Source organism: [Actinomadura] parvosata subsp. kistnae, from assembly GCF_900323885.1.
Taxonomy (GTDB): domain Bacteria; phylum Actinomycetota; class Actinomycetes; order Streptosporangiales; family Streptosporangiaceae; genus Nonomuraea; species Nonomuraea composti.
In genome coordinates, this window is the sequence record NZ_OOHJ01000018.1 from 2,609,925 (window position 1) to 2,625,504 (window position 15,580).

16 protein-coding genes are annotated in these 15,580 nt (G+C 73.6%); 11 read left to right on the top strand and 5 right to left on the bottom strand.

What is annotated here, in order from left to right; all coding sequences use genetic code 11:
• Window positions 1-3 precede the first annotated feature (3 nt).
• The 11 genes from KIS93_RS32110 to KIS93_RS32160 all read left to right on the top strand — a co-directional run bounded on the left by KIS93_RS32110 (window position 4) and on the right by KIS93_RS32160 (window position 11,087).
• Window positions 4-1,341, top strand: coding sequence for an acetyl-CoA carboxylase biotin carboxylase subunit (locus KIS93_RS32110; RefSeq protein ID WP_080047381.1), 1,338 nt, complete (start codon window positions 4-6; stop codon window positions 1,339-1,341).
• 15 nt (window positions 1,342-1,356) lie between these two features.
• Window positions 1,357-1,623, top strand: a complete 267-nt coding sequence (locus KIS93_RS32115; RefSeq protein ID WP_080044130.1) for an acyl carrier protein — start codon at window positions 1,357-1,359, stop codon at window positions 1,621-1,623.
• A complete protein-coding gene (locus KIS93_RS32120) occupies window positions 1,620-1,937 on the top strand; it encodes a 3-hydroxyacyl-ACP dehydratase FabZ family protein (RefSeq protein WP_080044129.1) in 318 nt (105 codons plus the stop codon). Before KIS93_RS32115 ends, KIS93_RS32120 begins: the two co-directional genes overlap by 4 nt.
• Window positions 1,934-2,491, top strand: coding sequence for a 3-hydroxyacyl-ACP dehydratase FabZ family protein (locus KIS93_RS32125; RefSeq protein ID WP_222107673.1), 558 nt, complete (start codon window positions 1,934-1,936; stop codon window positions 2,489-2,491). The genes KIS93_RS32120 and KIS93_RS32125 overlap by 4 nt, the downstream gene beginning before the upstream one ends.
• Window positions 2,492-2,543: 52 nt before the next feature.
• The gene (gene fabG / locus KIS93_RS32130; RefSeq protein WP_246005387.1) at window positions 2,544-3,227 is read left to right on the top strand and encodes a 3-oxoacyl-ACP reductase FabG; all 684 of its coding nucleotides are present in this window, start codon (window positions 2,544-2,546) and stop codon (window positions 3,225-3,227) included.
• A gap of 17 nt (window positions 3,228-3,244) precedes the next feature.
• Window positions 3,245-3,892 (top strand): 2-hydroxychromene-2-carboxylate isomerase, encoded by a 648-nt coding sequence (locus tag KIS93_RS32135; protein ID WP_222107674.1) that lies wholly within the window; start codon window positions 3,245-3,247, stop codon window positions 3,890-3,892.
• 56 nt (window positions 3,893-3,948) lie between these two features.
• Window positions 3,949-5,691, top strand: coding sequence for a fatty acyl-AMP ligase (locus KIS93_RS32140; protein WP_080044126.1), 1,743 nt, complete (start codon window positions 3,949-3,951; stop codon window positions 5,689-5,691).
• Window positions 5,688-7,358, top strand: a complete 1,671-nt coding sequence (locus KIS93_RS32145; RefSeq protein WP_080044125.1) for an acyl-CoA dehydrogenase family protein — start codon at window positions 5,688-5,690, stop codon at window positions 7,356-7,358. The genes KIS93_RS32140 and KIS93_RS32145 overlap by 4 nt, the downstream gene beginning before the upstream one ends.
• Window positions 7,348-7,587 carry an acyl carrier protein gene (locus KIS93_RS32150; protein ID WP_080044124.1) on the top strand — a complete coding sequence of 80 codons (240 nt, stop codon included), beginning with the start codon at window positions 7,348-7,350 and terminating at the stop codon, window positions 7,585-7,587. The genes KIS93_RS32145 and KIS93_RS32150 overlap by 11 nt, the downstream gene beginning before the upstream one ends.
• Window positions 7,587-8,966 (top strand): condensation domain-containing protein, encoded by a 1,380-nt coding sequence (locus KIS93_RS32155; RefSeq protein ID WP_080044123.1) that lies wholly within the window; start codon window positions 7,587-7,589, stop codon window positions 8,964-8,966. Before KIS93_RS32150 ends, KIS93_RS32155 begins: the two co-directional genes overlap by 1 nt.
• A gap of 360 nt (window positions 8,967-9,326) precedes the next feature.
• Window positions 9,327-11,087, top strand: coding sequence for an AMP-binding protein (locus KIS93_RS32160; protein ID WP_080044122.1), 1,761 nt, complete (start codon window positions 9,327-9,329; stop codon window positions 11,085-11,087).
• Here the strand turns inward: KIS93_RS32160 and KIS93_RS32165 are convergent.
• From KIS93_RS32165 to KIS93_RS32185, 5 genes are read right to left on the bottom strand one after another with little or no spacing between them, the layout of a single operon-like run.
• Window positions 11,050-11,802 carry a thioesterase II family protein gene (locus KIS93_RS32165; protein ID WP_080044121.1) on the bottom strand — a complete coding sequence of 251 codons (753 nt, stop codon included), beginning with the start codon at window positions 11,800-11,802 and terminating at the stop codon, window positions 11,050-11,052. The genes KIS93_RS32160 and KIS93_RS32165 overlap by 38 nt on opposite strands.
• Complete coding sequence (locus KIS93_RS32170) at window positions 11,799-12,527, bottom strand: ABC transporter ATP-binding protein (RefSeq protein WP_222107788.1); 729 nt, start codon at window positions 12,525-12,527, stop codon at window positions 11,799-11,801. The genes KIS93_RS32165 and KIS93_RS32170 overlap by 4 nt, the downstream gene beginning before the upstream one ends.
• Before the next feature lie 41 nt (window positions 12,528-12,568).
• Complete coding sequence (locus KIS93_RS32175; RefSeq protein WP_186404532.1) at window positions 12,569-14,155, bottom strand: FtsX-like permease family protein; 1,587 nt, start codon at window positions 14,153-14,155, stop codon at window positions 12,569-12,571.
• Complete coding sequence (locus KIS93_RS32180) at window positions 14,152-14,463, bottom strand: hypothetical protein (protein ID WP_222107675.1); 312 nt, start codon at window positions 14,461-14,463, stop codon at window positions 14,152-14,154. Before KIS93_RS32180 ends, KIS93_RS32175 begins: the two co-directional genes overlap by 4 nt.
• A gap of 47 nt (window positions 14,464-14,510) precedes the next feature.
• The gene (locus tag KIS93_RS32185) at window positions 14,511-15,491 is read right to left on the bottom strand and encodes a TauD/TfdA family dioxygenase (RefSeq protein ID WP_222107676.1); all 981 of its coding nucleotides are present in this window, start codon (window positions 15,489-15,491) and stop codon (window positions 14,511-14,513) included.
• Window positions 15,492-15,580: the final 89 nt, after the last annotated feature.

The following is a 15,580-nucleotide window of genomic DNA, read 5'->3' on the forward strand; positions in this document are numbered from 1 at the left end:
CGCATGCTGGTCGGCAACCGCGGCGAGATCGCCGTACGCATCGTGCGCACCTGCCGCGACCTCGGCATCGAGAGCGTCGTCGCGCACTCGACGGCCGACCGCGGCAGCCTGGCCGTCGAGCTGGCCGACCGGGCGGTGCACATCGGGCCCGCCCCGGCCCGGCGCAGCTACACCAACATCCCGGCCCTGCTGTACGCGTGCGCCAAGACCGGCGCCGACGCCGTGCATCCCGGCTGCGGCTTCCTGTCGGAGGACCCGCTGTTCGCGGCGGCCTGCGGCGAGGTCGGCATCACGTTCGTCGGCCCGTCGCCCAAGCACATCGCGCTCATGGGCAACAAGGTCGACGCCAGGGCCGCGATGCGGGCGGGCGGCGTGCCCGTCCTGCCCGCCTCCGACGGGCCCGTGGACGGCGCGTACGAGGCCCGCCAGGCGGCCGGCGACATCGGTTACCCGCTGATCGTCAAGGCCGTGGCGGGCGGCGGCGGGCGCGGGATGCGGGTCGTGCACCGCCCCGAGGACCTGGTGCCGGCGTACGAGGACACCAGGGCCACCGCCCGCACGCTCTTCCAGGACGACCGCGTCTACCTGGAGAGGTACGTGCCGCGCGGCCGGCACATCGAGGTGCAGGTCCTGGCCGACTCCTTCGGCAACGTGATCGACCTCGGCGAGCGCGACTGCACGGTGCAGCGCAGGCACCAGAAGCTGGTGGAGGAGTCGCCGGCCCCGTCGCTCGGCGACGACCTGCGGCGCCGGCTGCGCCGGGTGGCCGTGGCGGGCGCGGAGTCCATCGGGTACGTCAGCGCGGGCACCTTCGAGTTCATCGTGACCGACGACGGCGAGCCGTACTTCATCGAGATGAACACCCGCCTCCAGGTGGAGCACCCGATCACCGAGGAGCGCACCGGGCTCGACCTGGTCGAATGGATGATCAGGATCGCTCGCGGCGAGGCGCTGCCGTTCGGCCCGGGCGACGTCGAGCCGTCGGGGCACGCCGTCGAGGTGCGCATCAACGCCGAGGACGCCGGGCGTGACTGGGCGGGCTCCACGGGCCGTGTGCGCGGCCTGCGCCTGCCCGCCGGGCCGGGCATCCGGGTCGACTCGCACCTGTACGACGGGTACGAGGTGCCGCCGTTCTACGACTCGCTGCTCGCCAAGATCATCGCCACCGGCCCGACCCGGGAGGTGGCGCTGCGCCGGATGGACCGGGCGCTGCGCGAGTTCCGGTGCGACGGCGTGGTGACGAACGCGGCCTTCCACCGCACGCTCCTGCGCGACCCCGGCTTCGCCTCCGGCGACTACCGGCTCGGCATCGCCGAGTCCCTGTGCTCCCCGCAACCGTGAAGAGAGGAAAGACGCATGACCGAACAGATCATGGCCAAGGTCGACAAGGAGGAGCTGCGCACGGTGATCGCGGCGACCCTCGACGTGGACGTGGCCGAGGTGACCGACGGCGCGTTGTTCGTCGAGGACCTGGAGGTCGACTCGCTGATGGCGCTGGAGATCGCGGTCAACCTGGAGCAGCGGTACCAGGTGAAGATCGGTGAGAGCGAGCTGTCCGGGGTGACCACGCTGGACAGCACGCACGCCCTGCTGGAGGAGCTGCTGCGGAAGGCCGGCCGGTGACCGCTCTGACGGCGACGGTGCTGCTCGATCCGGACGAGCCCGTGCTGGCCGGGCACTATCCGGGCTTCCCGGTGTTCCCCGGTGTGCGGGTGGTGGAGCTGGCCGACCAGACGGTACGCGCGTCCGCCGCGGACCTGGAGCTGGCCGAGATCGTCAGCGCCCGCTTCCTCCGCCCGGTCCTGCCCGGTGACCTGATCACCGTGGAAGCCACGCTGCGGGGCGGCGACTGCACCGCGGTGGTCACCACCGACCGGGGCGAGACCGCCCGGCTGCGGCTGCGGTACCGGGAGATCGGGAAAGGCGGAAATCCATGAGCGGGGCCGAGCAGGGCGGACGCGGCGTCGCCAGCGGGGCCGGGCGGATCGAGCGGGGTGTCGTGGGCGGGGTGGAGCAGATCAAGCGGATCATCCCGCACCGCTACCCGATCCTGCTGGTCGACCGGGTCGTGTCGGTGTCGCCGGGCCGCGGTCTGACCGCGATCAAGGCGGTCACCTGCAACGAGCCCTGCTACGAGCACGTCGGGGACGACGCGGGCGAGCGGGCCTACCACTACCCGCCGTCGCTGGTGCTGGAGTCGTGGGCGCAGGCCGCCGCGCTGCTGGCGCTGTGGGAGCAGCCGAACCCCGACGTGCTGTCGGACAAGGTGGTGCTGGGCGGCGCGATGAAGAACGTGCGCTTCCCACGCCCCGTGCTGCCCGGCGACGTGATCGAGCACCGCGTACGCCTGGTCCGCCAGGTCGGCGACAGCTCGATCATGGAGGGGGAGTCCCTCGTCGGCACGGACGTCGTCCATGAGATCGGCGCCATGGTGGAGACGATGCGCCCGATCGACGTCCTCCGCCCCGAGCCGGTGGGGAGCCCGTCATGAGCGAGCGCCCGGTCGCGCTGGTCACCGGCGGCTCGCGGGCATCGGCAGGGCCGTGGTGACCCGGCTCGCCCTCGACGGCCACGACGTGGCCTTCTGCTACCAGTCCAACGCCGAGGCGGCCCGCGCGGCGGCCAAGGAGGCGTCGGAGGCGGGCGCGCGCGTCCTGTCCCGGCAGGTGGACGTGGCCGACCGCGCCCAGGTGCGGGCGTTCACGGCCGAGGTCGAGGACGAGTTCGGCCCCGTGCGGGCCCTGGTCACCTCGGCCGGGATCACCCGCGACCGGCCGCTGGCGCTGCTGCCGGACGCCGACTGGGACCGGGTGATCTCGGTCAACCTCGACGGCACGCACAACGTCGTGCGGGCCGCCATCTACCCGATGATGAAGCGCAAGCGCGGCACCGTCGTCACGCTGTCGTCCGTGGCCGGCGTCGCCGGGAACGCGGGCCAGACGAACTACGCGGCGTCCAAGGCCGGGATCATCGGCTTCACGAAGGCGCTGGCCAAGGAGGTCGGCCGGTACGGCATCACGGCCAACGTGGTCGCCCCCGGCTTCATCGAGACCGACATGACCGCCGGGCTGGGCGGCAAGGTCGCCGAGCGGATGGGGGAGCGGATCAGCCTGGGCCGCTTCGGCACGCCGGGCGAGGTGGCCGACCTGGTGTCCTTCCTCGCCTCCGGCCGGGCCGCGTACATCACCGGCCAGGTCATCCGTGTGGACGGCGGCATCGCCCTGTGAGCGCGAAGGGAGACACGGTGAGGTTCTACTTCAGCCTGCGCAGCCCGTACTCGTGGCTGACCCTGCACGACCTGATGGGCGACTATCCCGAGCTGGCCGAGCGGCTGGAGTGGATCCCGTACTGGGACCCGGAGGAGGCGCTGCTCAAGGAGCTGAACGCGGCCGGCGGCGAGTTCGGCTACGCCAGCATGCCGAAGGCCAAGCACCTGTACCTCCTCCAGGACGTGCGCCGGCTGGCCCGCGCCCGCGGCCTGGCCGTGCGCTGGCCGCTGGACCGCGAGCCGCGCTGGGAGGTGCCGCACCTGGCCTACCTGGTGGCCGCGGAGCGGGGGTGCGGCAGGGAGTTCGTGCTGCGCGCCTGCGAGCTGCGGTGGGAGCAGGGGCAGGACATCTGCGACCCGGCCGTGCTCGCCCGCCTCGCCGAGGACGTCGGCCTGCCCGGCGACGAGGCGGTGGCGGCGGCCGACGACGCCGCCGTGCGCGAGCGGGGCGTCCGCGCCCTGCTGTCGGCCTACGAGGACGGCGTGTTCGGGGTGCCGTTCTTCACCCGCCGCTACGACAAGTTCTGGGGGCTGGACAGGCTCGCGGCGTTCGCCGAGGTCGCCGGGGCGCGCCCGGCCGGCGACCGCCGCCCGGCCGAGGAGCACGCCGGCGGCTGCGGCTGACCGGTATGGGCGGAATATAGGGCGCCGCCGGACCGTGCTGGAGAGGTGAACGGGGATTGAGCGAGTTCGAGAGTTTCATGGCCCGGCTGGGTGATCACGCGGCGCGGGTGCCCGGACGGGTGGCGCTGGTGTTCCGCGACGGTCGCGGCGAGGAGGAGAGCCACACGTACCGGGAGCTGTGGTCCGCCGCCCGGTCGGCGGGCGCGTGGCTGGCGGAACGGGTGCGTCCGGGGGAGCGGGTGCTGCTGTCGTACCCGTCCGGGGCCGAGTTCGTCACGGCGTTCCTCGGCTGTCTGTACGCGGGCGCGGTCGCCGTCCCCGCACCTGTGCCGGACGCCTACCGGCAGCACCACGACCGCATCACGGCCGTCTGCGGGGACGCGGCCCCGTCGCTGATCCTGACCGACGAGGCCCACCTCGACGCGGTCACCGGCTGGGTGCGCGAGGCCGGGCTCGGCGTCGAGGTGACGGTGGCCTGCCGCGCCGAGCCGGGCGAGCCGGCCCCGGTCACGCCGGAGTCGCTGGCCTTCCTCCAGTACACCTCCGGCTCCACCAGCGAGGCGAAGGGCGTGATGGTTGGGCACGGCAACCTGGTCGACAACATCCTCGTCGGCCGCCGCCTGCTCGACCTGGACGAGGGCGCCCGCTTCTGCAGCTGGCTGCCCGTCTACCACGACATGGGCCTGGTGGCGATGATCCTGCTGCCGCTCCACCTCGGCGGGACCGCGGTGCTCATGTCGCCGACGACGTTCCTGCGCCGCCCGTGGACGTGGCTGGAGGCGATCGCCGAGCACGGCGCCGAGGTGAGCGCGGCCCCCGACTTCGCGTACGACCTGTGCGCCCGCCGCGTCACCGACGAGCAGATCAGGGGGCTCGACCTGTCGGGCTGGCGGCACGCCTGCAACGGCGCCGAGCCGGTGGACGCGGGCACGCTGGCCAGGTTCGCCGACCGGTTCGCCGCGGCCGGGCTCAAGCCCGAGTCGCTGACCGCCGGGTACGGCATGGCCGAGGCCACGCTGTTCATCTCCGGCACCGCGCCCGGCCACGCGCCCGTCGTCACCAAGGTCGGCGCGGCGGCGCTGGAGCATGACGTGCTGGAGCCCGACCCGGCGGGCCGCCCGCTGGTGAGCTGCGGCCGGCCGCGCGCCCTGGACGTGCGCATCGTGGACCCCGCCACCGGCGCCGAGCTGCCCGAGGGGCGGGTCGGCGAGATCTGGGTACGCGGCGACGGCGTGGCGCGCGGCTACTGGCGGCGGGAGGCGGAGACCCGGCGCTGCTTCGGCGCGACCACCGCCGCAGGAGAGCCCGGGTTCCTCCGCACCGGCGACCTCGGCGCCCGCCTGGACGGCGAGCTGTACGTTACCGGCCGGATCAAGGACATGATGATCGTCCACGGGCGCAACCTCTACCCGCACGACGTCGAAAGGGCCCTGACCGGGCTGAGCCCGGCCACGGAGGGGCTGCCGTCCTGCGTGTTCTCGGTGGCGGCGCCCCGTGAGGAGCTGGTGGTCGTCCAGGAGGTCAGGAGCCGGGCCGTGCCCGGCCAGGCGCTGTCCGTCCTGGCCGGGGAGATCAGGTCGGCCCTCGGCCGGCGGCTGGGTGTGAGCGTGGCGAACGTCTGCTTCGTGCGGCCGGGCGGCATCCGCCGAACGACGAGCGGCAAGATCCGGCGGCCCGCGATGAAGAAGCTGTTCGTCGCGGGGCTGCTCGGCGCGACCCACGAGGACCTCTCCCCCGGCGTCATCTCGCACTACCGAACGCCGGGCGCCGCCGGGGAGCTTCGGGAGGGTGGCTCATGACGCCGCCGCGCCCGCCCGCCGAGTGGCTGGAGGATGCGCTGGGGGATCCCGGCGCGGAGGGGAACGTGTTCTCCGTCGCCGGGCTCCTGGAGCTGGACCGGCGCGAGGAGTTCCCCGCCGACGCCTGCGCCCGCCTCGACGAGCTGGGCCTGCAGCGCTTCTACGTGCCCGCCGAGCACGGCGGCGGCCTGCGCTCGTACGAGGACCTGCTCCAGGTCATCCGGGTGCTGTCCCGCCGCGACTTCACCGTGGCCCTGGCCCACTGCAAGACCTACCTCGGCTCGGTCGCCGTCTGGGTGGCCGGCACGCCGGAGCAGGCGGCGGCGCTGGCCCGGCGGGTGCTGGGCGGCGAGGTCGTCTCACTCGCTCTAACCGAGCGCGACCACGGCAGCGACCTGCTCGCCGGCTCCGTCACCGCCACGCCCGACGCCTTCCACCACCGGATCGACGGCGAGAAGTGGCTGATCAACAACGCCACCCGGGGCGACCTGGTGTGCGTGCTGGCCCGCACCGGCGCCCCGGGCGAGGCGCGCGGGCACAGCCTGTTCCTGGTGGACAAGCACGCCCTGCCCGAGGGCACGTACCGGTGCCTGCCCAAGGTGCCGACGCACGGCGTGCGCGGGGCCGACATCAGCGGCATCGCCTTCACCGGCGCCGAGGTGCCCGCCGGGGCGATGGTGGGGGAGCCAGGCGGCGGGCTGGAGGTCCTGCTCAAGGCCCTGCAGATCACCCGTACGCTCTGCGGCGGCATGTCCCTGGGCATGGCCGAGCACGCGCTGCGCCTGGCGACCGGCTTCGCCGAGCGGCACCGGATGTTCGGCCGCCCGCTGATCGAGCTGCCGCAGACCGCCCGCGTGCTGGCCGAGGCGTACGCCGACCTGATGGTGGCCGAGGCCGTGACGGTGCTGTCCACGCGGGCCGTCCACTCGCTCACCGCGGAGCAGAGCGTGATCTCCGCGATCGTCAAGTACTACGTGCCGACCCTGGCCGACCAGGTCATCAACCGGCTGGCGAAGGTGCTGGGGGCGCGGGCGCTGCTGGTGGACGGGCCGTTCCAGAAGGTGCAGCGCGATCACCGCATCGTCGGCATCTTCGACGGCAACACGCTGGTCAACCTCAACGCGCTGGTCAACCAGTTCGCGGGGCTGGCGCGCGGCTACCGGCGCGGGCTCGTGGACCGGGAAGGGCTGGACGCGGCGGCGGACCTGGGCCGCGAGCTGCCTCCGCTCGTCCCGGCCCGGCTGAGCCTGCTCTCCCGCGGCGGCTGCAGCCTCGTGCAGGACCTGCCCACCCGCACGCCGGTGGCCGATCAGGCCGATGGTCATGTGGCCGAGCTGCGGCGGCGGGCCGACGGGTTGCACGAGGAGCTGGCCCGCACCCGCCCCGCCGGCCGGGACGTGCCGCCGGAGCTGTTCGAGCTGGCCAGGCGTTACGCGGCGCTCTACGCGGGCGCGGCCTGCCTGCGGTTGCGGGCGGGCGACGGCGGCGACGAGGACGACCAGGGGTTGCGCCGGTCGCGCGCCTGCCTGGCCCGGGTGCTCGGCCGCCATGACGAGGCCGTGGACGGCCTGCTGCCCGTGCTGCGCGAGCGGGTCCACGACCGGCGGCCGCTGTCGGCGCTGCCGTACCGATCGAACTCACGAGGAGCTGTCACCCATGCCGTCTGACACGATCAGCACGTGGCTGCGCGAGCGCGTCGCCTTCTACGTGGAATGCGAGCCGGCCGAGATCGACCCCGACGTCAAGCTCGTGGAGATCGGGCTCGACTCGGTGTTCGCGATGAGCCTCAGCGGCGACATCGAGGACGAGTTCGGGGTGCTGGTCGAGCCGACCGTCGCCTGGGATCACCCGACGGTCAACGCGCTGGCCGGTTACCTGCGGGGTGTGGTGACCTGATGGCCGGTTCGCCCGCGCGGGGGGAGGCGAGGCCGCTGTCGGTCGGGCAGCAGGCGATGTGGTTCCTGCAGCGCCTGGCCCCGGGCAGCACCGCGTACACGATGATGGTGGCGGTCCGGGTGCGCGGGCCGCTGGACGTGGGGCGGCTGCGGCGCGCGACCGCCGCGGTCGTCGCCCGGCACGAGCTGCTGCGCTCGGTGTTCACGGAGGTGGGCGGGGTGCCGCACCGGCTGGCGGCGGACCTGCCGGTGCCGCTGTCGGTGCGTGACGTGGGCGCGGTGGGCGACGACGTGCTGTGTGACCTGGTACGGGAGGCCGGCCGGGAGCCGTTCGACCTGGAGGCCGGGGGCGCGTTCCGGGTCACGCTGGTGCGCAGGGACGCCCGCGACGCGGTGCTGATGCTGGTGTCCCACCACATCGTCAGCGACGCGATGTCGCAGTGGCTCGTGCTGCGTGACCTGTTGTGGGCCTACGACGAGGGGGACGCGCCGGGCTGGCCCCCGCTCGGGCGCACGTTCGACGACTACGTGCGGGGCGAGGCGGAGCTGCTGGCCTCGCCGAGGAGGCAGCGCCTGGAGCGGTACTGGCGCGAGGTGTGCGAGGGGGCGGTGCCGGCGCGGCTGCCCGCCGACCGGCCGCGCCCGGGGACGCCGTCGCTGCGGGGCGCGGCCACCGCCGTGTCCTTCTCCAGGGAGACCGGGGCCCGGCTGGTGGGGAGCGCCCGCGAGCTGGGCGTCTCGCCGTTCGCCCCGCTGGTGGCCGCCCTGCAGGCGGTGCTGTACCGCTACGCCGGGGGTGGCGACTTCCTCATCGGCTGTCCGGCCAGCACCCGCTTCACCGGCGGGATGCGGAACGTGGCCGGCTACTTCGCCAACACGCTGCCGATCCGGGCGAGCCTGACGCCCGCCACGACGTTCGGCGCGGCCGCCGTGGCGGCGCAGCGGGCCATGGTGGGCGGCGTCGCGCACGCCGCGCTGCCGTCGGCGCTCATCGGCGAGCTGACTCCCGGCCGGGCGCCGCTGTTCCACGTGGCGATCAACCTGCTGCCGATGGAGGCCATGGACCCGCCGCTGCCGCTGGCCGCCGACGGCTCGGTGGAGGGGCCGGAGACCACGCACCGGGGGCTGCGGCTGGCGGCCTACGACGTGCCCCAGATGGAGGGCCAGTTCGACCTCATGGTGGACGTCCGCAAGGCCGGCGACCTCTTCACCGCGGTGGTCAAGCACGACACCGACCTTTTCGAGCCGGACACGGTCAGGCGTTTCGCCGGGCACTTTCGCCGGGCCGTCGAAACAGGCGTGCCGGATCTGCCCGTCGGGCGATTCCCGCTGGTGGACGACGACGAAGTGCGGCGGCTGCTCGCGCTCGGGTCGGCGTGATATTCGCTTGTTGGACCGGCCGTTGATAAATGCCGCCGAGTTTTTCTCTCCGGGATAAAGTGAGCACACCTCATGGTTTTCTTCAATTGTGTTCACCGGTTATACTCGGCAGCAGTTCGGTGACTGGCCCGAATGGATTTTCAGAATGCGGTTCGGAGGAATCCGGGCCTTGTTGGGTCTCAAGGTGCGCGGTGTGCCCGCAGTGCAGTGCCGTGCCTGGAGCGCCGATGAGGTGCCGAGAATAGCCGCCATCTCGGCACGGCTTACCGGTAATTATGCGGAGCAGGCCACGGTCATTCCAGGTAAATTCACGGTGGACCCCCGCCGGGGCACGCCCGGAAGACAGCCGAAGGAGCTGGCGTGCGGAAAGAGTCGATATTCGAGGCCATCGTCGAGCGCGTGCGGGAAATGCCCTTGCAGACAGCCGTTCTCGTCGAGGAAGGCGACGGCCCCGGACATCGCATCGGCTACGGTGACCTGCACGTGGCGGCCACGTCGCTGGCCGCCTGGCTGCAGAGCGTGTGCCGGCCCGGAGACCGGGTGCTGTTGTGCTTCCCGACCGGCGTCGAGTTCGTCAAGAGCCTGCTCGCCTGCTTCTACGCCGACGTCGTGCCCGTCCCCGTGCCGCTGCCGTACCGTACCGACCACCATTTGAGCACGCTCACCGGCATCGCGCTCGACGCGGAGGCCCGCCTGGTGCTCACCGACGGCGCGCACGCCGAGGCCGTCTACGCCTGGCTGACCCACGACGACCTCGGCACCCACGAGTGCGTGGCCACCGACGTCATCCAGCCCGAAGACCCCTCCACCTGGGTCGAGCCGCTGCGCCGCGGCGGCGACCAGGCGCTGCTGCACTACACCGCGGGCCCGGCCGGCGGCCCGATCGGCGTCGCGGTCTCCCACGCGAACGTCCTGCACAACTGCGCGGTGCTGGCCGCGGAGTGCGGGCTCGGGCCCGGCGCGCGGGCGGGCGGGTGGCTGCCCCTGCACCACCCGATGGGCCTCGTCACCGCGCTGCTCGCGCCGCTGGTCAGCGGCGGCACCGCCGTGCTGATGCCGCCCGAGGTGTTCTGCGCCGACCCGGCCACCTGGCTGGGGCTGATCAGCAAGCACGGCGTCGAGTTCAGCGCCGCCCCCAACTTCGGCTACGAGCTGTGCCTCAACGAGATCATCGACGACCGGCTCGACGGGCTCGACCTGTCCCGCTGGCGGCACGCGCTGCTCGTCGAGATGAGCGACACCTCACCGGCCGAGGCCGGCACCATGCGCCGCTTCGCCGAACGCTTCGCCGGGGCGGGGCTGCGGCCCGAGGCGCTGCGCACCGCGTACTGCCTGGCCGAGGCCACGCTGGTGACCACCATCGGCGCGCCCGGCTGCGCGGTCGGCGCCCGCCGCTTCGACGTGCGCTCGCTCGACCGCAACCTGCTCGCGCCCGCCACCGGCCCGCACGCGCTCGACCTGCTCGCGCTCGGCGCGGCGCCCCAGCCCGACCTGCGCGTGGTCGACCCGGTGACCTCCGGCGTGCTGCCCGAGGGCCGGATCGGCGAGATCTGGGTCCGCGGCCCGAGCGTCGCCTCCGGCTACTGGCGCAAGGAACGCCTGACCGCCGAGCGGTTCGGCCAGGTCACCGGGGCCGGCGAGCAGGGCTTCGTGCGCAGCGGCGACCTCGGCGGCATCGTCGACGGCGAGCTGTACGTCACCGGCCTCATGCGCGACGTCACCGTCTACAGCGGCCGCTACCTCGACCTCGGCCGGGTCGAGCGCGCCATACTCGGCCACGACGCCGTGCTCGCGTGCAGCGCGTTCGCCGCCCCGGCCAGCCGCAACGAGATCATCGTCGTCGCCCAGCCGGCCGCGATGTGCCCGGCCGCGCAGCTCCCGCCGCTGGCGGGGGCCATCCGCGAGCTGCTCGCCCAGCGGTTCGGGGTGCACCGCGCCGGCGTGGTGCTGGTCAACCCCGGCCAGCTCCAGGCGATGCCCGACGGCGAGGTCAACCGGCAGCTCATGCGCGAGCTGTTCATCGCCAACGCCCTCGACATCGCCTACTCCGACGTCGCCGACGAGTTCTTCTTCGACCCGCCCGTCAACGGAACCCAGGAGCGGGGCTCAGCGCTGACCTGATGGCCGCCGCCACGCCGGCCCAGTGCTCCTTCAGGTAGAAGTGCCCGCCCGCGAACTCCACCAGCCGGAACGCCCCCCGCGTGTGCCGCTCCCAAGAGCGGGCGGCGGGCGTGCTGGTGCTCGGGTCGTGCGTGCCCACCAGGGCGGTCACCGGGCAGCCGGCCGTACCGGGCGTGTGCCGGTAGGTCTCGATCGCCTTGTAGTCGCTGCGGACCATCCCCAGGACGAGGCTCATCAGCTCGGCGTCGGCCAGCAGCGCGTCCTCGGTGCCGCCGAGCCGCCGCATCTCGGCCAGCAGCCCGGCGTCGTCCTTGAGGTGCACCCGCTCCGGCCGGTCCCAGGCCGGGCCGCGCGCGGCCGACACGAACAGGTGCGCCACCGCGCCCCCGTCGTCCTCCAGCCGCCGCGCCACCTCGTACGCGACGGCCGCCCCCATGCTGTGCCCGAACAACGCCGGCGGCGGCCCGCCCCGCCCGCGCAGCCGCACGAACACCTCGTCGGCCAGCGCCCGCACGTCGTCCACGCACGGCTCGGCGAAGCGGTCCTGCCGGCCGGGATACTGCACGGCCAGCACGTCCAGGTGCGGGGAGAGGGCTCGCGACAGCGGCAGGAAGGAGTTGGCGGCGCCGCCGGCGTGCGGGAAGCACACCAGGGCCGGCGCGCCCTCGTCCGGCTGGTGGAAGCGGCGGAGCCAGGGGTCGTCGCGGCGGCTCATCCGCGCTCCAGCTTCGTCATGCGGGCGGCCACCTGGTCGGCGGTCGGGCCGGTCAGCCGGTCCATCACCTGCCCGTCGGTGAGGAACACCACCGCGTCGGCGTAGGAGGCGGCGACGGGGTCGTGCGTCACCATGACCACGGTGGATCCGTGCCGGTCCACGACGTCGCGCAGCAGCTCCAGCACGTCCTTGCCGCTGCGGGTGTCGAGCGCCCCGGTGGGCTCGTCGGCGAACAGCACGTCGGGCCTGGTGATCAGCGCGCGGGCGATGGCCACCCGCTGCCGCTGGCCGCCGGACAGCTCGCCGGGCCGGTGCGTGGCCCGCTCGGCCAGCCCGACGGCCGACAGCGCCCGCCCGACCTCCTCCTCCGAGGGCCTGCGCCCCGCCAGCAGCAGCGGCAGCCGGACGTTCTGAGCCGCCGTGAGCGCGCTGACCAGGTTGAACGACTGGAAGACGAACCCGATCCTGTCCCGGCGCAGCAACGTCAGCCGGTGCTCGTCGAGCGTGCCCAGATCGGTGCCGCCGAGCAGCACCTGCCCCGAGTCGGGCCGGTCGAGCCCGGCCGCACACTGCAGCAGCGTCGACTTGCCCGACCCCGACGGCCCCATCACGGCCGTGAAGCTGCCCGCGGGGAAGGCGGCGCTCAGCCCCGCCAGCGCGGTCACCGTGCCCTCCCCCGAGCCGTACGTCTTGCGGACCGAGCGCAGCTCGACGGCGAGTTCCATGGCGGTCATCCGTTTCTCCGGGTCACTCGGCTCTCCGGGGGTCACTCGGCCGCTACGGCGCGGGCCAGGGCGGGGGCGCGCAGCGTCGCGCCGGCGGTCAGCGTGGTCGCGACGATCGCGAGCAATGCGCCGGCGGCGGTGAGCGCGACGACGGGAGCCCATGGGATCGTGAGCGAGGCGGCGGGCAGCAGCTGCGTGAGCGCGGCCAGCAGCCCGGCGAAGCCGACCGCCGCCGCGACCGCGGCCAGCACCATCCCGACCGCGACCACCACGATCGACTCGGCCAGCAGCGACAGCACCGCCTGCCGCCGGGTCGCCCCGGCCAGGCGCAGCATGACCAGGTCGCGCCGGCGGCCCGCGGCGGCCATCACCATGGTGTTGACGATCGAGATGCAGCTGTAGACGACGGCGATGCCGAGCGTCACCATCATGCCGATCACGCTGGTGCCCTGGTCGCTGTCGCGGACCGTGGCCGCCCACTCGTCCCTGGTCAGAAGGGTGACGCCGGTGCCTTTCAACGCCTCGCGCAGCGCGGCGGCGGCCTCGGCGGGGGCCCGCACGTACGCGAGCTCCGCCGGGACGCCGGAGGCGCGCGAGGCGTCGAGGTAGAAGTCGGCGCCGCCGACGCCGCCCTCGACCACCGCGGCGACCGTCAGCTGGACCGGGCGCCCGCCCTCGGGCGTCACCTCGACCCGCCGGCCGACGTCCACCTCCCACGCCTCGTTCACCACGATGGAGTCACGGCCGAGCGCCCGCAGCGACCCGGCGGCCAGCGGCAGGTCGGTGGTCGCGGCCAGCGGCCCGGGGGCGGTGGCGTAACCGAAGAGGTCTTCTGTGACGCCGAAGTCGTCGGTGCGCCGCACGGTCACCGGCGACAGCGCGGCGACCTCCACGCCGGGCACCGACCGGGCCCGTTCGAGGGCGGCGGCGTCGATGCCGGAGCCGCCGGCGGGGACGAGCACGTGCCCCGCGCGCACCTGGCCGGCCGCCTCCGCCACCCGGGCCTGGCCGATCGTCTCCAGCGCGCCGAGCAGGGTGAGCGACAGCCCGACCGTCAGCAGCACCGGCACGGCCGTCGCGGCCGTGCGCCGGACCATGGTCAGGGTGTTCTCGCGGACGAGCACGCCGATCGCGCCGCCCCGCGCCCACGGCCAGGTCAGCAGCCTGAGCAGGGCCGGGGTGAGCACCGGCGCGAGCAGCGCCGCCGCCGCGATCGGCATCAGCAGCACCCACAGGTAGACCACCGGCACCGTGGAGATCTCCGGCAGCGCCACCGCGATCACGCCCATCCCCATGAGCGCCACCACCAGGAAGCCGAGCCCCCACCACGTGCGCGCCGACCACACGCGGCGCGAGCCGGGCGTCTCGCCGGTCGACTCGCGCAGCGCCTCCGTCGGGCGCACGGTCGCCGCCCGCCGCGACGCCGCCGTCACGCCCAGCACCGCGACCGCCAGGCCCGCCAGGCAGGCGAGCAGCAGCGGCCCCGGCGAGATCCCGGCCCGGAACCAGGACGGCGCGATGCCGCCCGACACCAGCGTGGCGGCCAGCGCCGGCGCGCCCGCCAGGCTGATCAGGCAGCCGGCGACGCAGCCCGCGCCGCCGAGCAGCAGCGCCTCGGCCAGGATCATCCCCCGCACCTGCCGCGGCGTGGCCCCACCAGGCGCAGCAGCGCCAGCTCGCGCGTGCGCTGGATGACGGCGAAGGCGAACGTCGAGGCCACCACGAAGATGGTGACGAAGCCCGCCACGCCGGCGGACACCCCGAGCAGCACCACGGTGCCCGTCATGGCGGTGCGATCCCGGTCGTAGCCCTCGATCGCCGAGCTCATCACCAACGCGATGGCGGCGATGATCCCCACACCGAGTGCGAGCGCGACGAAGGCGCCGGAAAAGGCGACCCAGCGCGTACGGAGTGTGCTCAACGCGACGCTCAGCACCCGTGAACCTCCACATGATCGGCGGTCGGATGAACAGGTGGATCCGTTCAGGTGATGATCCTGCGCCGGGCGCCGTTGCCCGCGTATATCCGGCGCACGTCGCGAATCAGGTTGAGCCTCTTGAGCCAGCGATCATTTCCATCGTAACGGGCGTGGAACGGCTCGCGGCCGTGCACGATCCGGTAATTGTCGATGAACACCGCGTCGCCCGGCTGCAGCACGATCCGCTCGGCCGCCCCGCACAGCAGGTCATGGGTGACCTGGATGGCCGTCGCGGTCTTTTCGTCGTCCCGGTCGGCGGTCATGAAATCGCGGTCGAAGCGCAGATAAGGGTGCTCGGCCGGGCCGAAGACCACCGGGCCGACCGTGCTGCGCCGATTGCCCAGAACCTGCTCCCCGTCGATGGCGTTGAGTATCTCGCCGGTGTGCGAGTCGTCCGGGTAGAAGCGGAAGCGCGACTCCGACAGCACCTCCCGCAGGTCCTCGGGGAAGTCCAGCGCGTCGATCCTGGTGAACGTGGTGCCCACCTCGTCGGGGTTGCGCAGGCAGAACAGCGACACGTAGTCGCAGCGGAACGGGTGGAAGACGTCCTCGGTGTGCAGCGTGAGCTGGGCGGCGCTGCTGGCGCTGGTGAGCGACTCCTCCATGCCCGGAGCGGGCACGACGTCGTGCACGAGCCGCCCGTCCTGCTGGTTGACCCACCCGAACGGCTCCCCGAGCACGGAGCCGACCAGCAGCAGCACCAGCTCCTCCCGCCGGCCCGCGCCGGTCTTGGCCGCCAGGTCCCAGCCCGCCGGGGTGGGCGCCAGCGCCGGATCGACCGGGAGCCCCGACACCACCGCGAGGTCGGCCTCGGAGGCGCGCACGCCGCTCAGGAAGCGCCGCAGCCGCAGCGGCAGGCCGTGCGCGGCGGCCGCCGCCTCCTCGGCGAACCGCAACGGATCCCAGGAGGCCCAATCCGCCTGAACCTCCTCGGCCACTTCGGCGACCCGGGCCCGTTCCTGGGCGGTCAAATGAAAAGTCTCCATGCCGATCCTCCGGATGAGTCGTACTCGACGGCACGCCCGGTTCTGGGGTTCAGCGGGCGATATGCGAGTGAATACTGCCGGGCCGGCGG